At 47.4% G+C, this 20,148-nt stretch carries 15 protein-coding genes and 1 pseudogene; 10 read left to right on the top strand and 6 right to left on the bottom strand.

The genetic code is table 11. The features are described 5' to 3' along the window. Window positions 1-11: 11 nt before the first annotated feature. The 4 genes from BQ9893_RS01860 to BQ9893_RS01845 all read left to right on the top strand — a co-directional run bounded on the left by BQ9893_RS01860 (window position 12) and on the right by BQ9893_RS01845 (window position 7,697). On the top strand, window positions 12-1,706 hold the full coding sequence (locus BQ9893_RS01860) for an alkaline phosphatase (protein ID WP_075964482.1): 1,695 nt from the start codon (window positions 12-14) through the stop codon (window positions 1,704-1,706). A 313-nt stretch (window positions 1,707-2,019) separates the two neighbouring features. Then, window positions 2,020-3,126 (top strand): efflux RND transporter periplasmic adaptor subunit, encoded by a 1,107-nt coding sequence (locus BQ9893_RS01855; RefSeq protein WP_075964481.1) that lies wholly within the window; start codon window positions 2,020-2,022, stop codon window positions 3,124-3,126. A gap of 11 nt (window positions 3,127-3,137) precedes the next feature. After that, window positions 3,138-6,332 carry an efflux RND transporter permease subunit gene (locus tag BQ9893_RS01850; protein WP_075964480.1) on the top strand — a complete coding sequence of 1,065 codons (3,195 nt, stop codon included), beginning with the start codon at window positions 3,138-3,140 and terminating at the stop codon, window positions 6,330-6,332. A gap of 3 nt (window positions 6,333-6,335) precedes the next feature. Further along, window positions 6,336-7,697: an efflux transporter outer membrane subunit gene (locus BQ9893_RS01845; RefSeq protein WP_075964479.1), complete on the top strand. Its 1,362-nt coding sequence runs from the start codon at window positions 6,336-6,338 to the stop codon at window positions 7,695-7,697. A gap of 732 nt (window positions 7,698-8,429) precedes the next feature. Here the strand turns inward: BQ9893_RS01845 and BQ9893_RS01840 are convergent. Both BQ9893_RS01840 and BQ9893_RS01835 read right to left on the bottom strand, forming a co-directional pair. Continuing rightward, window positions 8,430-8,822, bottom strand: coding sequence for a type II toxin-antitoxin system HicB family antitoxin (locus BQ9893_RS01840; protein ID WP_075964478.1), 393 nt, complete (start codon window positions 8,820-8,822; stop codon window positions 8,430-8,432). A 36-nt stretch (window positions 8,823-8,858) separates the two neighbouring features. Then, complete coding sequence (locus tag BQ9893_RS01835; RefSeq protein ID WP_075964477.1) at window positions 8,859-9,047, bottom strand: type II toxin-antitoxin system HicA family toxin; 189 nt, start codon at window positions 9,045-9,047, stop codon at window positions 8,859-8,861. A gap of 334 nt (window positions 9,048-9,381) precedes the next feature. Here BQ9893_RS01835 and BQ9893_RS22405 point away from each other — a divergent pair. The 6 genes and pseudogenes from BQ9893_RS22405 to BQ9893_RS01805 all read left to right on the top strand — a co-directional run. Then, window positions 9,382-9,534 (top strand): annotated as a pseudogene (locus tag BQ9893_RS22405) (transcriptional regulator); the annotation flags it as partial. 173 nt (window positions 9,535-9,707) lie between these two features. Then, window positions 9,708-10,628 (top strand): aspartate carbamoyltransferase, encoded by a 921-nt coding sequence (gene pyrB / locus BQ9893_RS01825; RefSeq protein WP_075964476.1) that lies wholly within the window; start codon window positions 9,708-9,710, stop codon window positions 10,626-10,628. Window positions 10,629-10,651: 23 nt separating this feature from the next. Next, a complete protein-coding gene (gene pyrI / locus BQ9893_RS01820; protein ID WP_075964475.1) occupies window positions 10,652-11,116 on the top strand; it encodes an aspartate carbamoyltransferase regulatory subunit in 465 nt (154 codons plus the stop codon). 75 nt (window positions 11,117-11,191) lie between these two features. Continuing rightward, window positions 11,192-11,758 (top strand): flavin reductase family protein, encoded by a 567-nt coding sequence (locus BQ9893_RS01815; protein WP_075964474.1) that lies wholly within the window; start codon window positions 11,192-11,194, stop codon window positions 11,756-11,758. Window positions 11,759-11,760: 2 nt separating this feature from the next. Further along, window positions 11,761-12,489 (top strand): porin family protein, encoded by a 729-nt coding sequence (locus BQ9893_RS01810; protein ID WP_075964473.1) that lies wholly within the window; start codon window positions 11,761-11,763, stop codon window positions 12,487-12,489. 185 nt (window positions 12,490-12,674) lie between these two features. Further along, window positions 12,675-13,214 carry a flavodoxin family protein gene (locus tag BQ9893_RS01805; RefSeq protein ID WP_075964472.1) on the top strand — a complete coding sequence of 180 codons (540 nt, stop codon included), beginning with the start codon at window positions 12,675-12,677 and terminating at the stop codon, window positions 13,212-13,214. A 152-nt stretch (window positions 13,215-13,366) separates the two neighbouring features. Here BQ9893_RS01805 and BQ9893_RS01800 read toward each other — a convergent pair whose 3' ends face one another. The 4 genes from BQ9893_RS01800 to BQ9893_RS01785 all read right to left on the bottom strand — a co-directional run bounded on the left by BQ9893_RS01800 (window position 13,367) and on the right by BQ9893_RS01785 (window position 19,934). After that, on the bottom strand, window positions 13,367-15,046 hold the full coding sequence (locus BQ9893_RS01800) for a DUF6850 family outer membrane beta-barrel protein (RefSeq protein WP_075964471.1): 1,680 nt from the start codon (window positions 15,044-15,046) through the stop codon (window positions 13,367-13,369). Between the two features lie 12 nt (window positions 15,047-15,058). After that, window positions 15,059-17,860 (bottom strand): TonB-dependent receptor, encoded by a 2,802-nt coding sequence (locus tag BQ9893_RS01795; protein WP_075964470.1) that lies wholly within the window; start codon window positions 17,858-17,860, stop codon window positions 15,059-15,061. An 85-nt stretch (window positions 17,861-17,945) separates the two neighbouring features. Continuing rightward, the gene (locus tag BQ9893_RS01790; RefSeq protein WP_075964469.1) at window positions 17,946-19,286 is read right to left on the bottom strand and encodes a DUF4876 domain-containing protein; all 1,341 of its coding nucleotides are present in this window, start codon (window positions 19,284-19,286) and stop codon (window positions 17,946-17,948) included. An 84-nt stretch (window positions 19,287-19,370) separates the two neighbouring features. Beyond that, a complete protein-coding gene (locus BQ9893_RS01785; RefSeq protein ID WP_075964468.1) occupies window positions 19,371-19,934 on the bottom strand; it encodes a hypothetical protein in 564 nt (187 codons plus the stop codon). Window positions 19,935-20,148 lie beyond the last annotated feature (214 nt).

The following is a 20,148-nucleotide window of genomic DNA, read 5'->3' as shown; positions in this document are numbered from 1 at the left end:
CATAAATCATAATGAAAAAAACAATCTCACTTCTCTTATTACTGGCTGTCATCTTCATGCCGGTAAAAGCCCAGGATGTAGAAAACGTAAAACCGGTGAAGAACGTCATTCTTCTGATCCCGGACGGAACATCGCTGGCTACAGTATCCACAGCACGTTGGCTGCAATGGTACACCAACCCCGACAAGCCGAAATTGAACATCGACCCGTATCTCTGCGGTACGATCCGGACACATTCTTCAAATGCCCCGATCGGCGACTCGGCACCCACGACCTCTTGCTACATGACAGGACAGCCCAGCCGTACGGGCTACGTTTCCACTTATCCGGAGAACGACGGCGACAACGACATCTACCCGACCGATCCGGCACGCGCTTTCCAACCGTTGACAACCGTCTTGGAAGCCGCCAAAATGAAACAGGGCAAAGCAACGGGACTGGTCTTTACCTGCGAATTCCCGCATGCAACTCCGGCCGACTGTTCCGCCCACAGCTACAACCGCGGCAAATATGAATGGATCGCTCCGCAGATGGCTCACAACGACCTGAACGTAGTGATCGGCGGTGGTGCCAGCCTGCTTCCCGAAGAAAGCGAAGCCTATCTGAAAGGTAACGGATACGGAGTCTTCAAGAATGACATCGACGGTATGCGCAATTATAAAGGTAACAATATGTGGGCCCTGTTCGGAGACAGAGAAATGGCTTACGACATCGACCGCGACCCGGCCAAACAGCCTTCTTTGGAAGAAATGACACGCAAGGCAATCGAAAAGTTATCCCAGAACCCGAACGGCTTCTTCCTGATGGTGGAAGGCAGCAAGGTCGACTGGGCAGCCCATGCGAACGACCCGGTCGGCATGGCAACCGATTTTCTGGCCTATGACCGTGCTTGCGGTGCGGCTCTCGAATTTGCCCGTCAGAACGGCGAAACTGCTGTCATCATGGTTCCCGACCACGGCAACAGCGGTATCAGCATCGGCCGCCGCGACTGCGCAGGCTACGACAAACTGAGCAAAGATCAGCTGTTCCACCAGTTCTCTTTGTACAAACTGACAGCCGAAGGTTTCGCCAAGAAGGTAAACAGTGTTCCGGCTTCCGAAGTACAGAACGTATTCCGCACATACGCAGGTTTCGAACTGACACCCGAAGAACTGGATGCCTTGAACCATTGCAAAGACTATAAAAACAGTCCGATACCGGAAAACGAACGTTCGATAAAAGGCAAAGGTTCTTTGTATAGCGGTTCACTGACCTCTTTCATGTCCCAATTGCTGACATCCCGCACTTGCTTCGGTTTCACAACCGGCGGTCACACGGGCGAAGAAGTGTTCATCGCAGCATATCATCCGGACCGTGCAAGCCTGCCGATCGGTATGCACACGAACATCGAGCTGAACCATTACCTCTGCTCCCTGTTCGGAATGACTCACGATACGTTGGAAGAACTGACAGCCGGCAACTTCGCTCCTCACACGGAAGTATTCAAAGACTTCAAATGTGAAATCGTTCCGGCAAAAGACGAAAAAGGTTCTCCTTCTTTGGTCGTGAAGAACAAAAAGAAACAAATCAACATCACGCCGTTCAGCAACATCGTGACGATCGGAAAGAAAGGCCAGGAAGAAATCCGCCTGAATTCGGTAATCGTGTATGTTGACAAAAACAACACATTCTATCTGCCGACCAAACTGGTAGAATTCCTGCAATAAGAGAATAAAGACGACAGCAGAAGTGGTGTGCTGAAATGTATTTGTCCTCGCGTCAAGCGCGGAAACAAATACATTTCGGTACGCCACTTTCTCTTTTGTGAAACCTTATAGTCCACCCATTAACCGATCACCTCTTCTAAACGCCCGATTTACAAACCACATCGCAATAAGTTATAGTTATTTATTTTTTTCAAGTATTCTTTTCTTAAAATATCTATACTGTATCAATCTGGAAGATTTATATAGATATTCAGACAAATAACGCAGCTCTTTTTCAAGGTACATTTGCGGCACTTCTAAAATAATGAACAATATGACAAGAGCAAATGCAAAATGGATACGGCTGATGGCAGTTATCGGCTGTACGACAATGTGGATGACATCCTGTAAACATGCACCGGATGCACAGATGAAAGCATCTTATGCGACAATGAAAGTTTCTACGGCAGACAAAGAGTTGACAACATCCTATTCGGCCACGATCCGAGGACGTCAGGACATAGATATTTATCCGCAAGTATCAGGAACCATCGAACGGCTTTGTGTAACGGAAGGACAGGTTGTAAAGAAAGGACAATTACTTTTTGTCATCGACCAAGTCCCTTACAAGGCAGCCCTGAAGACAGCCCTGGCAAACGTCGAAGTGGCAAAAGCAGCTTTGGCTACCGCCGAACTGAACTACAACAGTACTAAAGAATTGTTTGCAAAGAAAGTTGTTTCTGCTTTCAACCTGAAAACAAGCGAGAACAATTACCTGACCGCCAAAGCACAGTTGGCACAGGCTGAAGCTCAGGAGCTGAACGCCCGCAACAACTTGTCTTACACAGAAGTCAAAAGCCCGGCCGACGGAGTTGTCGGCATGTTGCCTTACCGTGCCGGAGCCTTGGTCAGCGCCAGTATTCCCCAACCGCTGACAACGGTTTCAGACAATTCGAACATGTATGTCTACTTCTCCATGACAGAAAACCAATTGCTGGCTATGAGCCGTCAATATAAAAGCATGGACGAAGCGTTGGCAAACATGCCGGAAGTGTCGTTGAAACTGAACGACCAGTCTGTTTATGAGCAGAAAGGGAAAATCGAATCTATCAGCGGAGTGATCGACCGGAAGACCGGGACAGTCGGCGTACGTGCCGTATTCCCCAACGAATCCCGCCTGCTTCATAGCGGAGCCTCCGGCAACGTGCTCATACCGCAGGCCTACAAGGACTGCATCGTGATTCCTCAAGGCGCGACTGTCCGTATGCAGGACAAGACGATTGTCTATAAAGTGGCAGACGGCAAGGCAGTTTCCACATTGATTACCGTGGCTGAAATCAACGATGGCCGCGAATACATCGTACTCGACGGATTGAAGGTTGGCGAAGAGATCGTCTCCGAAGGAGCCGGATTGGTACATGAAGGAACGCAAGTTAAATAAAGGATCGAAGTATGAAAGGAAATATATTTATCAAACGGCCCGTGATGGCCATCTCCATCTCCATTCTTATTTTGGCGATCGGATTGATTTCGCTCTTTACTTTGCCGGTCGAGCAATATCCCGATATTGCACCGCCTACCGTCCATGTATCGGCTACTTATACCGGAGCGGATGCCGATGCGGTGATGAACAGTGTCATCATGCCGCTGGAAGAAAGCATCAACGGTGTGGAAAACATGATGTACATGACCTCTACGGCGACCAATGCCGGTTCGGCTACGATCGAGGTATACTTCAACCAAGGGACAAACCCCGATATGGCGGCCGTCAACGTACAGAACCGCGTGACGAAAGCACAAGGTCTGTTGCCTGCCGAAGTGACCCGTATCGGTGTCAGTACCCAAAAACGGCAGACCAGCTTCTTGCAGATCGATGCACTTGTCAGTTCCGATGGACGGTATGACAAGACATTTCTCGGAAACTACCTCGACATCAACGTTATCCCGCGTATCAAACGTATCGAAGGCGTAGGCGACGTAATGGAGTTGGGCGACACCTACAGTATGCGTATCTGGTTGAATCCCGAACGAATGGCACAATACGGATTGGTTCCTTCGGACGTGACATCCGTATTAGGCGAACAGAACATCGAGGCTCCTACCGGTTCGTTAGGAGAAAATTCCAAAAACGTGTTTCAGTACACCATGAAATACCGCGGACGTCTGAAAAGCGTGGAAGAATTCCAGGATATCGTTGTCCGTGCCCAAGAAGATGGGTCCGTCTTACGCCTGAAAGACGTGGCCAAAGTCGAGTTGGGAACCTTAAGTTACGGTTTCGACAGCCAGATGGACGGCAAGCCGGCCGTAACATTCCTGATCTACCAGGTAGCCGGCTCCAATGCAACGGAAGTAAACAAGCGTATTGCCGCCGAACTGGAAAAGATAAAAGAAGAATTGCCTACAGGGACAGAATTCATCACGATGATGAGTTCCAACGACTTCCTTTTCGCCTCTATATATAATGTGGTGGAAACGCTGATCGTGGCGATCATCCTCGTAATCCTTGTGGTGTATTTCTTCCTGCAGGATTTCAAGAGTACGCTGATCCCGTCTATTTCGATCATCGTTTCTCTGATCGGTACATTCGCCTGTTTGACTGCCGCCGGTTTTACGATCAACATCTTGACTCTTTTCGCATTGGTGCTTGCCATCGGTACGGTGGTGGATGACGCGATCGTGGTGGTGGAAGCCGTACAGGCTAAATTCGATTCGGGCTACACCTCGTCCTACCAGGCGACAAAAGATGCGATGGGCGACGTAACGATGGCCGTCATTTCCTGTACCTGCGTGTTCATGGCCGTGTTCGTACCGGTAACTTTCATGGGCGGTACTTCCGGTATCTTCTACACGCAATTCGGTGTGACGATGGCGACTTCCGTTGGTCTTTCCATGATTTGCGCCTTGACGCTCTGTCCCGCCCTGTGCGCGATGATGATGCGTCCGAGCGATGGAAACAAGAGTGCCAAAAGCATTAACGGACGTGTACGTGCAGCCTACAATGCCTCCTTCAATGCCGTGTTGGGCAAATACAAGAAAGGCGTCATGTTCTTCATCCATCACCGTTGGATGGTATGGGCCGGGCTGATTGCATCCGTCATCCTGCTGGGTTGGCTGATCAACAATACCAAAACAGGGCTTGTCCCGCAAGAAGATCAAGGTGTCATTATGGCGAACATAGCCATCGCACCGGGTAGCACACTGGAAGAGACAGGCAAGGTGCTTGACAAGGTTGAGAACATCTTACAGAACACTCCGGAGATTGAACACTACTCCCGCGTGGCCGGTTACGGCTTCCTGGCCGGACAGGGCACATCCTACGGTATGGCGATCATCCGTCTGAAAAACTGGGATGAAAGAAAAGGGGCCGAACATATTTCCGATGCAGTGATAGCCCGCCTGAACGCACAATTCGCCCAAATCAAAGAGGCGCAGATATTCAGTTTCCAGCCGGGTATGATTCCGGGTTACGGCCTGGGTAACGCTATCGAGTTGAACTTGCAGGACCGTACAGGCGGAGATATGAACACGTTCTATGGCAATGCCATGCAGTATATCGGAGCTTTGAACCAACGTCCCGAAGTGGCGATGGCTTATACCTCCTATGCCATGAACTTCCCGCAGATATCGGTCGATGTAGATGCAGCCAAATGTAAACGGGCCGGGATTTCACCTTCGACAGTACTCGAAGTATTGGGCAGTTATTGCGGTGGCGCATACATTTCCAACTACAACCAGTTCGGAAAAGTATACCGCGTGATGTCGCAAGCCTCGCCTGAATATCGTCTTGACGAGCAAGCCTTGAACAATATGTTCGTCCGCAACGGGACGGAAATGGCTCCGATCAGCCAGTTCGTAACCTTGAAACGGATACTCGGACCTGAAGTGGCCAACCGCTTCAACCTTTTTAGTAGTATCACGGTCAATGTAAACCCGGCACCGGGCTATTCTACCGGTGAAGTGCAGCAGGTCATCGAAGAGGTGGCTGCCCAGATGTTGCCGACAGGATACGGATACGAATATGGCGGTATGGCACGTGAAGAGGCCAACTCCGGAGGTTCGCAGACACTCTTTATCTATGCCGTCTGTATCTTGCTTATCTACCTGATCTTAGCTTGTCTGTACGAAAGCTTCCTTGTACCTTGGGCCGTTATCCTGTCCGTTCCGTTCGGGTTGATGGGTTCGTTCCTGTTTGCCAAACTGTTCGGATTGGAAAATAACATTTACTTGCAGACCGGTGTCATCATGTTGATCGGACTTTTGGCCAAGACAGCGATTCTGATCACCGAGTTCGCCATCGAACGTCGCCGTAAAGGAATGGGGATCGTCGAATCTGCTTATTCGGCTGCACAAGCCCGTTTGCGTCCGATTTTGATGACCGTGCTTACGATGATCTTCGGTATGCTTCCGCTTATGTTCGCATCCGGAGCCGGAGCCAACGGTAACAGTTCATTGGGAACAGGGGTTGTCGGCGGTATGGCTGTCGGGACATTGGCTTTGCTGTTTGTCGTGCCGGTATTCTACATCACCTTCGAATATCTGCAAGAGAAAATCCGTCCGCCGATGGAAGAGGAAACCGATATACAAGTTGCGTTGGAAAAGCAAAAAAGCCAAATCGAACGTAACGGTTTAAACAATGAAAATAAATAAGGTATGAAGAAAATAATCGTATTGACAACCGCAACCGCTCTGTTGAGCAGTTGCGGCATATACACCAAATATCAACCGGCCGAGACAACTCCGGACAACCTGTACGGAGAAGAGGTGGCTGTCGATGATACGACCAACTTCGGCAATGTGAACTGGCGGGAACTCTTTACGGATCCGCAATTGCAGGCTCTCATCGAACAAGGGTTACAAAACAACACCGACCTCCGGTCCGCCCAATTGCAGATCGAGGAGGCTGAAGCGGCGTTAATGTCGGCAAAGCTCGCTTTTCTACCTTCGTTCGCACTTTCCCCGCAAGGAACAATCAGCAGTTTCGACGGCGGGAAAGCGACCAAGACATACACGCTGCCTGTCACTGCCAGTTGGGAACTGGACATTTTCGGACGTCTGCGCAATGCCAAGCAACAGAGCAAGGCGCTGTATGCCCAAAGCAAGGACTACCAGCAAGCCGTGCGTACCCAGTTGATAGCCGGGATTGCCAACGTATACTATACATTGTTGATGCTGGATGAGCAGTTGGCCATTTCGCAACAGACAGAAGAATCCTGGAAAGAGACGGTGGCTTCTACCCGCGCCTTGATGGATGCCGGATTAACCAACGAGGCGGCCACATCCCAGATGGAAGCGGCTTACTACAGCGTGCAGACTTCCATTCTCGACCTGAAAGAGCAGATCAACCAGGTCGAAAACAGTCTCGCCCTGTTGCTCGCAGAGACCCCACGCCGCTACGAACGCGGGAAATTGGCAGACCAGCAACTCCCGGAAGACGTGGCCGTCGGCGTACCGATGCAGATGTTGTCGAACCGCCCCGACGTGCGTGTTGCCGAACGTTCGCTGGAACAGGCCTTTTACGTGACCAACCAAGCCCGCGCCGCTTTCTATCCTTCCATCGTATTGAGCGGAAGCGCCGGATGGACCAACTCGGCAGGGGGCATGATCGTCAATCCGGGCAAATTCCTGGCTTCGGCAGTCAGCTCGCTCACACAGCCATTGTTCAACAAAGGACAGATCATGGCCCAATATCGCATTGCCAAAGCCCAGCAGGAAGAAGCAAGCCTGGCATTCCAGCAAACATTGCTGAAAGCCGGCAGCGAAGTCAACGATGCGTTGGTCGCCTGCCAGACAAGCAAGGCAAAAACAGTCTTGTTCGAAAAACAAATCCAGTCTCTGGAAAAGGCCTTGGAGAGCACCTCTCTACTGATGGAACACGGTACGACCACCTACCTGGAAGTGCTGACCGCCCGCCAGTCTTTGTTAAGTGCACAGTTGTCGCAAACGGCTAACCGGTTCACCGAAATACAAAGCGTGATCAATCTGTATCAGGCTTTGGGTGGCGGCAGAGAATAAGAAAATATTTTTTCCATAAAAACCAAATGCCTTATTAAAACCAAACCTTTTACCTATTCCTCAAGGACCTGTTTCCGTAAAGTATCCAAACTTCAACGAAACAGGTCCTTTTTTGTAATACATTCCGAACAATAACCCCTATTTCCCGCTTTTTCTCTTTCGATCAAAATATCAGAGTATTTTAGTTTGATATTTTGATACTGTTTTTTCTGTTTTGCTGATAAACGGATATATGAGACCGGCAGGGAATGAAAATATATTGTTTCGAGAGAGATCGAAAAGGGATAAACACTTGCATTTTGGAAAAGCTCAACCTCCTGAGATTTGTCTGTAGCAAAAAAGATTGGTGGCGGCTTGGGATATTTGAAAAGGGATTCAGGCCCTTATGCCCATGAAGACGGTCGTCGTTGAAATGAAGACGGTCGTCGTTGCCGTGAGATGCCGAGATCACCATGTATGAAGACGGTCGTCAAAGTAATGAAGACCGTCTTCGTGGGAAAAAACAATGCACCTCACGGCAAGAAGGCCTTTTTTCAAGGAGAAAAGCCAGGATTTAATACAATTGACAAAAGATACGCATCTTTGTTAAAGAAACAATATTATACAATAAGTGTTCGGTGACACAGTTCAATTTACACTACTCTATATTCTATTTTTGTTATCTTATATGGAGTTTTACTATTTTGTAAATAGACATAATTACCAATTTTTTATACTCCAACATCCACCATACTATAACAAGTTTATTGCTGCTAACTCCTTTGTCAATGATTGAATACCCCTCTGAATTTTCTCTAACTGTTGTCTGCGAGGCTTATGCACGCCGGCAGCATAATGCCACAACTGACGTTCATTGATTCCTGTAATACGGCTCAATGCAGCCTTAGTAAAGATATTACTGTAATAGTTGATAAATGTAGCAGCATCAATCTTAAACTTCAATTCAAATTCCCCAGACAACACTTCGCAGGGACTATCGTTATCTTCCAAATATAACTCGATCGCCTCCTTCATATTATCCTCCAACTCCTTCATGTCATTACCGACTGTAATAACAGGAGCTCCTTCGATATAAGCACTCAAGTTCTTTCCTGCATGTTCTACAATTACTTCTACCGTTTTCATAATTACCTCCGTTTTTTAATTGAGAGAACAAGGGGGCTACTTTAGCCCCGCTTGTCTCAAAATGCTGTAATAAGTGCCTTTCTCAACTCCTTTGCTGTGATGATTCGGTATGATAACAACTTTACCGTCTTTTTCAAACTTCATGTGGCTACCTTTCTGACTCTTTAGAACAAAACCGTTTTCTTGCAACATAGTTACAACGTCTTTTACTGATTTGTAACTCATAACGCTTTGGACTTAATTACCATGCAAATATAGTGATAATACGAATACTACCAAAGCATTTATTCATTATTCTACTATGAATATATTAATAGCGGCAACCCTATAGATGAAGTGGTTGGAATAACTATCTTCTCAGCACTGCCCTCATCCAGTACAAAAGAGACTTCTATAAAACCAGCACGATAGAGGAACTAAAGAGAATTGTGGCGATAATCGAAGAAAAGCCTTAACAAAGTTTTATATATGTAAACTTTTACTATGTTTGCATTATGAAAAAAGAAAGAGAAATACTATATTATGAGAATTACTTTATAGACTTCTTTAAATGAATATTATGCAAGCAAATCCTAAAATTGGAAGTATGGATGTCGTATTAGACAAACTATATGGCAAAGTTGGTTCACCTGAGAGGGAGGAGTTTCGCAAAGAAGCATACGCTTACTGTGTGGGGCAAATGATTAGTGACGCACGGAAACAAGAAAAAATAAATCTCAACACATTTCTTTAATCACTGATTACAATATCGTATAGAAAAACTTATCTTTGCCAAACGAGAAACGTTATATCTCTGAATCAACAGCCGACTTTTTTACAAATATTTTACGCCGGCTATTGAATAAAGAGATAAAAAGCAGATAATAAACACATTACAACATATAAATGAAAAGTAAAAGTTTAGTTTCTATCGATCAATGTTCCAAAGAGGACATTCTTCGTATTCTGGATAACGCCAGGAAGTTTGAAGCAAATCCGAACCGTAAGCTGCTGGAAGGGAAAGTGGCGGCGACCTTGTTCTTCGAACCCTCCACTCGCACACGCTTGAGTTTCGAGACTGCAGTGAACCGCTTGGGCGGCCGTGTGATCGGTTTCTCCGATGCTTCCACGACCAGTTCCTCCAAAGGCGAAACTCTGAAAGATACCATCCTGATGGTAAGCAACTATGTCGATCTTATCATTATGCGTCATCATCTGGAAGGTGCTGCCCGCTATGCGTCGGAAGTCACGGACGTACCAATCATCAATGCCGGAGACGGGGCAAACCAGCATCCCTCCCAAACCATGCTGGACCTCTATTCCATCCAAAAGACACAAGGCAGACTGACGGATCTCAACATCACGATGGTCGGCGACCTGAAATACGGACGTACCGTACACTCGCTGATAGTGGGAATGTCTCATTTCAACCCGACATTCAACTTCATCGCGCCGAACGAGCTCCGCATGCCGGACGAACAGAAAAACTTCTGTGACAAGCATGGCATCAAATACAATGAATATACGGAATTTACGGAAGATATCATCAACCAGACGGACATTCTGTATATGACGCGTGTACAACGTGAACGCTTCACCGACCTCGAAGAGTATGAACGTGTGAAGAATGTGTATATCCTGAAGAACGACATGCTGAAAAACAGCCGTGAGAACCTGCGTATCCTGCATCCGCTGCCTCGCGTGAACGAAATCGCTTATGATGTGGACGATAATCCGAAAGCCTACTATATCCAACAGGCCCGTAACGGACTGTTCGCCCGTCAGGCCATCATCTGTGAAGTATTAAATATTCAAATTGACGATTGACAATTATCAATTAACAAAAAGTTATGTCAGCAGAAAAGAAAAAAGAATTGCAGGTCGCCGCTTTAGAGAACGGCACTGCCATCGATCATATTCCCCCCAGCCAGTTGTTTAAAGTAGCCAAATTACTGGGACTGGAAAACATGGACAACACGATCACGATCGGTAACAATTTCCACAGCAATAAAATGGGTTGCAAAGGCATGATCAAGATATCCGACAAATTCTTCTGTGACGAGGAGATCAACCGGATTGCCCTGATCGCCCCGAACGTGATCCTGAACATTATCCGCGATTACGAAGTGGTGGAGAAAAAGACCGTTACCTTACCGAACGAACTGGTGGGACTCGTAAAATGCAACAATCCGAAATGTATCACCAACAATGAACCGATGCCGACCCGTTTCGATGTAATCGACAAAGAGAAGGGGACGATCAGATGCCATTATTGCGAACGCAAGATCAATAAAGAAGATATCATCATTAAATAATTAACAATTGACAATGGACAATTATTTGTCGCAGTCCCTGAATTGTCCATTGTCAATTATCAATTGTCAATTGTTATGAAGCACGACTGGAAGCCCGGCACGATGATCTACCCGCTACCTGCGGTAATGGTCAGTTGTGGATCCGAGCCTTCGGAATACAATATTATAACTGTCGCATGGGTGGGGACGATATGCACCAATCCGCCGATGTGTTATATCTCCGTCCGCCCGGAGCGTCACTCCTATCCGATCCTGAAAAAAAACATGGAATTCGTGATTAACCTGACAACCCGCGAGTTGGCGTATGCAACCGACTGGTGTGGCGTCAATTCAGGAAAAGACCATGCCAAGTTCGAGGAAATGAAGTTGACACCGGGAAAAGCCTCGGTCGTAAGCGCCCCGACCATAGAAGAATGTCCGCTCTGTATCGAATGCCGGGTAAAAGAAGTCCTGGCATTAGGCAGCCATGACATGTTTATCGCCGACGTGGTGAACGTGCAAGCCGACGACAAATATCTGGATCCGGAAACGGGCGCCTTCGATATGCAACGTGCCGACCTGCTGGCTTATTCGCATGGCAAATATTATGGACTGGGCGACTTTGTCGGTAAATTCGGCTGGTCGGTCAAAAAGAAAAAATAGTCATGAAGAAAATTTACCTTACATTGTTGATACTCTCTTTCTGTTTCCAGGCGGGAGCCCAAAAGTTTATCAAGATCGAAGACAAGATATTCAATTGGGGAGGAAAAGTCGGAGTCAGCGCCGCGCTCCCGATTGTCAAATCGTTGACGATAAACGATCAGGAGATGGAAGACATACGCCTGCAATATAAGGTAGGTTATCAGGCAGCCGCGTTTGCACGGGTCAATATCGATCGTTTCTATATTCAACCCAGCTTGGCATGGCAATATACGGAAGGTGACATACGTTTCAACATTCCCCAAACGGAAAGCAGCCTGCCGAACGGGGCAAACACCCAAATGCCTATCGGCAAGAACCGGATCACCTATAAGTCCGCCACACTCGAAGTCCCGGTGATGGTCGGCTATTATCTGGTAAAAGAAGGTCCGTACGCATTAAGCATGATGTTCGGCCCCAATATCAAATACAACTACAAGACACGCTACAGCACGGATATGACGGACAGTGCCCGCGAGTTTGAAGACGACAACACGCCTTTCGGGATCAGTATCGCCGCCGGACTGGGAGTCAGCATCTGGCGTCTGTTTCTTGACTTCAGCTACGAGTTCGGTTTGAGCGAGGTCGCTTCCGATTTTCGTGAGATAGGTAAGACCGATGCCGACCAGAAAGGGACTCTCAATATTGAAAAACGAACAAACATAATGAGTTTCTCGCTCGGTTTCCTGTTCTGATTCAGGCCTTCATTGTCAAACAGGCCATACGCCTGTCCGCTGACCAAGAATCAGGATGTATGCCTCTCCTGTAAAAATGGTACTTATCCCCGTAATTCATATACAATCCCAACCGGCCCTTTACAGTAACTTTGTATCTGTTCCTTCGGGACATTTTTAATAGCGATTTAAACTAATATAAAAGTATGGCAAAAAAAGTATTGATCTTATCATCCAGCCCCCGGCGTGGCGGCAACTCCGACACACTCTGTGATGAATTTATGCGTGGTGCGATAGAGAGCAACCATGAAGTGGAAAAGATTTTCCTGAGAGACAAAACAATCCACTACTGCACGGGCTGCAACACATGCAGCCAATACCAGAAACCGTGTCCTCAAAAAGACGATGCGGCCGAGATCATCGAAAAAATGGTGAATGCCGACGTAATCGTAATGGCTACTCCTGTCTATTTCTACACGATGAGCGCTCAGATGAAAACACTGATAGACCGTTGTTGCGGAAGATATACGGAGATGAACGGCAAGGAATTTTATTTCATCGTAACGGCAGCCGAAGACGACCGTAAGAAAATGCTCCGTACGATCGACACGTTCCAAGGATTCCTGGACTGCTTGGAAGCTCCCGTAATAAAAGGAACCGTGTTCGGATTAGGCGTTTGGCTCAAAGGAGAGATCAACGGGAACCCCGCCATGGAAGAAGCCTATCAAATGGGAAAGCAGGTTTAAAACAACCCGTCGACGGTCCTTTTCAAAGCATATATGTTTTGCTTTGAAAACATATATGCTTTGCTTCCAAAACACCGGTGTTTTGGAAGCAAAGTCTTTTTACTATCAAATAGTACGAGTGCAATACTTTTTTTACGGCCGGTTCCGTTCCATCAGAATACGAAAAACAGAGAACTGCTCCCCCACCATTCGTCATGCCTGGCAGGTGAAGAGGCGATCATCGGTGCGGAGGAAGCGAATCCGACCTGCCCGGCATAGACCGCTTCCTTGTCCCGCTCCCCGGAGGTGTACATCAATTTGAGGTTGACGCCGATACCAAACCGTTTGAAACGGCAGACATATGTGGCGGCGATCAGGAGAGAGGAATAGTCGCAGTCATAATAGGCATACGGGGCGAATGTATGCTGGAAATCCAAATGTGGTATGGATTGGTTCTGCATGACGACCTGATAGGTATTGCCCGTTCCGATCCTTTTCCCGTACTGGACGTTCCATTCCCATTCCGATCGTTTCTTTTCCAACAGGTAACCGATTCGGGCCTGCGGGAGAATCGCGGAGTTTTTCACCCGGTAGTCCGTCCCTCTGTATTCTTCTTTGCGCAAGAAATAGGAAGCGCCGGTTTGCAGGCTCAGGGTCTGTCCGGGAAGCGGCCGGTAGCGTAGCCGAAGTTGCGCCATACTCTCCGAATAGCTGTACAGGTATTTTTGTTGCGTGTCGATCAGCCGGAAATCGTAGATGTTGTTGGCTTCATCTATCAGGTACTCTTCAAATATGTTTTCATATCCTTTCCGCCTATCCAGCCGGCTTTCCAACAGGAAGGAGACGTCCCATGCACCTCCCGGTTGCCAGTCGAGCCGCAAGGTCGGGGAAAATGTGTTGGTCCGTGAGAAATACAAATCTTGGACATTCGACTCTTCCGCTTTCATGCGGTCATATTCGTAGCCTATGCTTGCATATACGACGAACGGATGTTGACGAGAGGGGGATTGATAGGTCAACCGTGCGCTCCCTTCCTTAATATAATACATACGGGAGTATCCGAAGCGGATCGAGCTGGCCCGATGGTCATAAAGGCCGAAGCCGTAGCAAATGAAAAAGCGTTGTTGTTCGCCCGGTCTCCAGAAACGCAACGACATGTGTTGCTTGTTTCGTCCGAAACTTCCGTTCAGCATCAGCAAATGACCGCCGAACGACCGTGCCGCGCCTATGCCTACATTCAGCCAAGTCGTGTTGTTCAAAGCTCTCGGGTCTGTTTTCCGGTAGGCTTGTTCACCCCGGAAAAAGCCGGTCGCTCCCAAATGCCAGTTGCCGAGAGAGAAGGCGTATCCACCTTCGACATGATAGTCTTCGAAATGAAAATCACCACCGATCGAATCGGTCGCGATATATGGCAGATAGAGTTCCGGATGCCGCATCGCGTTCCAGCCGATATTCTTATGCCGTCCGCGTGCGTACTGCACTTTTCCGAAAAGCGTGCCGGCTGACGGGATCGAATATTGCCCGAAACCGGTCAGACGGAAATCAGTGAAAGCGTTTCCTTCATAAGGCAAGAAATCTCCCTCGACACGGCCGTTCGAGTAAGAAGCCGATATCATCGACCGATAGCGGCCGGTCTGGAAAGAACTGTCGGATCGCGCGATGTCGTAAAACGCGGGATTCGCATACGTTTGCCGGAGTTTCCGGGTTTCCATATCCATCGACTGCGTGTCGTAACGCTTTTCGGAAGGTGAAAACGTATCTCTCAGCCGGTCACCCAACAAAGAGGTTTGCGCCTGGAGGTGGATGGTGGTCAACCATCCTGCCAAGATCATATATGTAATAGAGCGTCTCATCTATGCAATTGTTTATAAGCTGAAATTCAAGAATAATTCTACTCCGAAATAGGGATCGGTCCAGTCTCTTTCGGTTGTTTTGCCTCCCGAAAGGTATTTGGGATGGATGTCGAGTATCCCGTTGACGAAAAATGAGAGTTTGGCATACTTGTTGAATTCTTTAGTCGCTTTGATATTCCAAAGAAGCGAAACCGGCTTGGAATTTCTGGCATACCCGATCGGCAAGATGGTTTTCTTCAGTTGCCGGAAGATGATATCGTCAGAATTGATTTTTTCTATTTCGGATGTGCCGACAGGATGTGCCGTACCACTGAAATCAATATAAGCGTACGGATATTTCGTTCTCGAATCTTTGTACTGTTCCGATGCGATCCAAACCAATTGGATAAAGTTGGTAAAAATCAGTTTACACTTAGGAATGTGTGTGTTGAACCATATATTCGTGTTCAGCCGCCGGTATTCGTTTTGCGGATCCGTGTCGTAAATGCCGACATACGGGTAGGGTTTGTTTGCGACACGTTTGTCCGGATAATAATATTCAGGCAAAGAAGAACCATAGTTTGTCTTGTAGAAAGCGCCGTTCAGTTCGATAGTCGTGTACAAAGGTGCTATCCGAGGGAAGATAATCCTATATTCAACGCCTTTCTTGATGACCTTGCTGCTGTTCATCACACGCGAAGAGGAGGTGAACAGACTGTATTGTTCCGGCAGGTAGTCCTCCTTTTGGGGAATACGGTTGCTGATGTCGGCACCCGGCTTGACGGTGCTGTACAGCGTGTAAGTCAGAGGATTGTAGACGGTAAAATATTCAAATCCGGATTTCGTTTTTTCATAAAAGGCCGTAACAGAGATGTCCAGTCCCTTATACTCCAAATCCCATCCTGCCTCTATCTTTCGATTTTTATTCTCACGGATATCCGTGTTGGCCATGTCAAAGATATTCGTGTAAGTGATCAACCGCCTGTATTCCTCTTTGTTGGTAAACGCGTTGAGCATGTAGAAGTCCTTATAGAGCTTCTCCGGATAGAGATAATCTAAAGTCGGAAGTTTGTTTTCCACTCCATATCCGATTCGAAACGTGTTTTTCAATCCCTGCCCGAATGTGTAGGAGGCATTGACGCGCGGTTCGGTCAAAACGAGTTTCGACAAGGCGTAATTGTCAGGAAGATTGAACATGTGGGTGGCTCGTCCTCCCAAGGATATTTTAAATAGGTTATAATCGTCTATTCCATATAGCAGGTCGGCCTGCAAGTAAGCCGCTCCGATCGAGAGAGCCGGTATCTGCCAGTTGGGACGCGGCCGCATGTATGAATTGTCTTGCGGAAACGGCGGATGTGTCTCGTCTTTGATAACGGCCCCGTCACCTCTGTTCTTGGATCGTCTGTATTCCAATCCGTATTGGAAATGGAGGCTTAACGGGCCGGAAAGTTGGAAACGCGAAGCCGTATGCAACTGGGTGAAGAGGTTGACAGGAATATTATCGATATAAAAATCACTGTAATACATACTTGGCAGAAACATTCCTTCGTGTTCTCCTTCCTCTTTTGCGAGCGGCATATTGAGAGCTCCGCCACCGGATGTGATCACAAACTTATGCCGACTGATTTTGTCGAAGACAAGATCCGAAGAGAGCATGAATTCGATCTCGTCGATCCACGTGCGGTTCAGCGTCAGGCTGCTCTTCAACAACAGGTTGGTCCTGGAATAGTCAGCTTTGTACGACTCGTCGTACTGATATGTCATTTCGTCTTTCTTCATTTTATTGACCGTGATGGTCTGATTCAGTTTGGCATCCAGATGGAGTTGGTAATCTGCTGTTTTTATCTGATTGTTATAATAGACCTGCGCCGTTATGCGTGAAAATTTATCCATCTCTTCCCGTATGTCGTCTATGGAGTGAAGGAAATCACTCCCGACATGGAGTGTTCCGGCTTTTTCCGACAACCGGAATCCTTTCCCGACATAAGCCAGTTTGTTTTTCAGGTCTGCTTTCACACGTACACGGAGGGGCGTAACGCCATATTTGGAGTTGACCTGGATCATTCCGCTGGAGAGATTTCCATAGCGGGCAGAAGAGATGCCCCGTGTGAATTCGACGCTTTGGATATGGTCGGTCGAGATGTAGCGCATGTCGACGCCTTGGTTCATTCCGGTACGGCTTCGGATTTCGGAATCGCCACTGTAAGAAGTCGAGTTGTCGGTTATGCCGACCAATTGCGTGCGCATCCCATCGTTGACAATCGGTGCTCCATCCGTCATGACGGCAATGCCTAAAGATGTATTGGCGTCACTTCCGACCTGCCTCGATGAGATTTGCCCGAAACTGCTCATATCGTTTTCTTTATAGACATTCCCCGGAAGCAACAGAAGGACATCGGCCAACGATGTCGGCTGGATATATTCGAGAGCTGCCTCGTTGACGACTATCTTGTCATGCTTCGTCCGTTTGGCCATGACTTCAAATTCAGGCAAGGCAACGCTGGTGACCGATAGTTTTATGATAAGTTCCGTATCTTTCTCTACGTTGACAGACTGTTCTTTCGGGCTGTACCCCAAGCAACTCACCTGTATCTGCCGCATGCCGGCCGGAACTTTTGCAAAGAGGAAGTGCCCATCAATGTCACAGATTGTCTTCAGATCGAATTCACCGATCGATACCATCGCGAAACTGGCCGGTTCTCCGTCGGAGGCCGAAAGCACAGTCCCTTTCACCTGATAGGTACTTTTCGTATCGTTTGTGGCAGACAGACAGGGAACAGATAAAAGAAAGAAGAGACAGATTGAAAAGAAAATGATGGATGTATTGTGAGGCATATATCAGGTATAATGATTAAAAAAGCGAACCGGAAAGTTTTTTCATGGAGGGAAATCCCTTTCCGGTTCATTCGGTCAATATTTATTATTTGTCGCGCCAACCTTTGGGATATGCATTTTGGCCTTTTTGCATCACAAAGTCCTTGGATGAGTCGTTCGTGTCTTGATAGAAAATTTTCTCTCCGACTTTCACCTCTTTGCGGATGGCCAATTCCTGGCTATGGCAGGCAGATACCAAAAACTTGCCTCTGTCTACGGCTTCAGGAATCGTACGGGTTTTGATATCCTGCGGGACGTCGCTGGTCTGGATGCCATCGATAATCATCTCCGTGGGCACGGCAAATATCTTCACGTCGATCGTGTCGGCAGGTGTCGTTGCCGTCTCCGGGATCACATGGTAGAACGGTTTGGAGTTGTCGGCTACAAACTTGTCGATCGTGGCTGTTTCGCCATTCTCCAATTTAAACATGAACGGAGCAAAATAACCTCTTGGTTGCAAAGAGAAGCTTGCAGCAAATCGTTTCCCTTGGCTCGGATTCGTAAAGTAGGCATCTCCATTTTCCGTAAGCAGCATGTTCGGCACTTCCGGATTATCGACATCGCCGGACTCCGGTCCGTAATAGACTTCGAAATCCGCTCCGGAAAGATCGACGGCATGGTCGTATCCGATGACTTTTTCGACACCTCCGACAACAAGGGTCTCCACCAATTTGGAATGGTCGATAGCCGTGAATGCGATCACGAATTTCTCTCCCGGCGCTACCGGATGTTCCGTGCCGTTACCCGGAACCGTGATAAAACCGGGCATCGGGACGCTGTTCGGATAGAACGAATCGTACCAAAGCTCTTTCGGCGCCCATGTCAACTGGTTGGCAACGCCAATCGAGACACCGTCGGCATAAAGTGTTTCATTCGTGGGGTTGAACACAACGATATATTGGTCCGGATGCATCATGATACCGGTATTGCGTTCTCCATTGAAAAACACTTCACTGAAAATAAAATTGTTGCCGGATGCATTTACCGGAAATACATTCAACTTGCCGGAAATCTCCTGCCCGGTTTGGTTGACCGATATGTTCTCCATGCGTACAGACAAAACGATCGAATCCGTTTGGGCAGCCGCCGTGTTGCGCACCTTGCTTTCGATTGCGATGTTATAGGTTCCTTTATACAAATTGACCAATCCTTCTCCGTTTTGATCCAAAATGCAATGGGTCGTGTCTTGATTGCGGATTTCCGTGAAGACAGCATTCAAGCCATCCAGCATCTTTGCATCCACCGCTCCTTCAATTGCCGGAGCCGCCACGAATTTGACTAACACTTTTTGTTCCTCTATTGTCCCCGGACCCTCATTCTCGCTACAAGAGCTCAAGAAACCCATCAAAAACGATCCGGCCAATAATACAAACACTCTCTTATTCATTACACACAATAATTTAACTGATACCTCATTCTTTTTCTATTCGATAAAAACACAAACACTCTCTCTTAGAAACAACACGGCCGTTTACCGAACCACGTCATAGTGCTGGCCATCTACGTAATAGACCGGATAATAGTCTTTCTCGTTATCGGCCATCCACTGCTTCATCTGCTTGACGTTGCTCATGACCGACTTGCAACGCTCCATTTCGGTACATCCCTCTTGGGACATTTCTTCCGTGACAGATTTTTCCTGCTTTTCGATCGCTTCTTTTTGGATGCGATGTTCTTTTACAATCCCTTTTACCCGGATCTCTTGCCCGATCTGCTTTTTGTCAAAAGCCTTGATGTCGCCACCGGCCATGACCTGGATTCTCATACCAGGCTTGTCGCCTGCCAAAAAACACTTCCGGCCTCCGTGTGAACAGACATGGGCAATGGTTCCTTGCAGTTCGACTTCGAGGTCTACCAGTGATGCGCCGTTCGTGAGCAATGCTTCTGGCGTGAACGTTTTAACTTCCGTTTGGGCGGCTGCGGAGGCACAACAACTTTTCTTTTCGCCTTCTTCCGAAGTTGATTGTTGCTTATTTTGGCAAGCAGAAAAGGAAAACGCCAGTAACAGCGCAGCTAATGTTAACAATTTGTACATAGTTCTAAAACTTTTGTTTATTAATTAAAAATTCGATGCAAACATACAATGATTCTCTACTTCCCAAAATCCCTTTTTTTAGGTATTTACCGGAATGGAATACCCATACACAGGTATTATCACCAACATAACACACTGTTAAACAAGTATTAAACAATCCAAACCCAAACCATCATCTTTTGTTAGTGTTTTTTACCTGCTACCCGTAGGGTAG

The sequence above is a fragment of the Parabacteroides massiliensis genome, assembly GCF_900155425.1.
Taxonomy (GTDB): domain Bacteria; phylum Bacteroidota; class Bacteroidia; order Bacteroidales; family Tannerellaceae; genus Parabacteroides; species Parabacteroides massiliensis.
The sequence above is the reverse complement of the archived record's forward strand: the minus strand, read 5'-3'. Positions and strand labels throughout refer to the sequence as shown.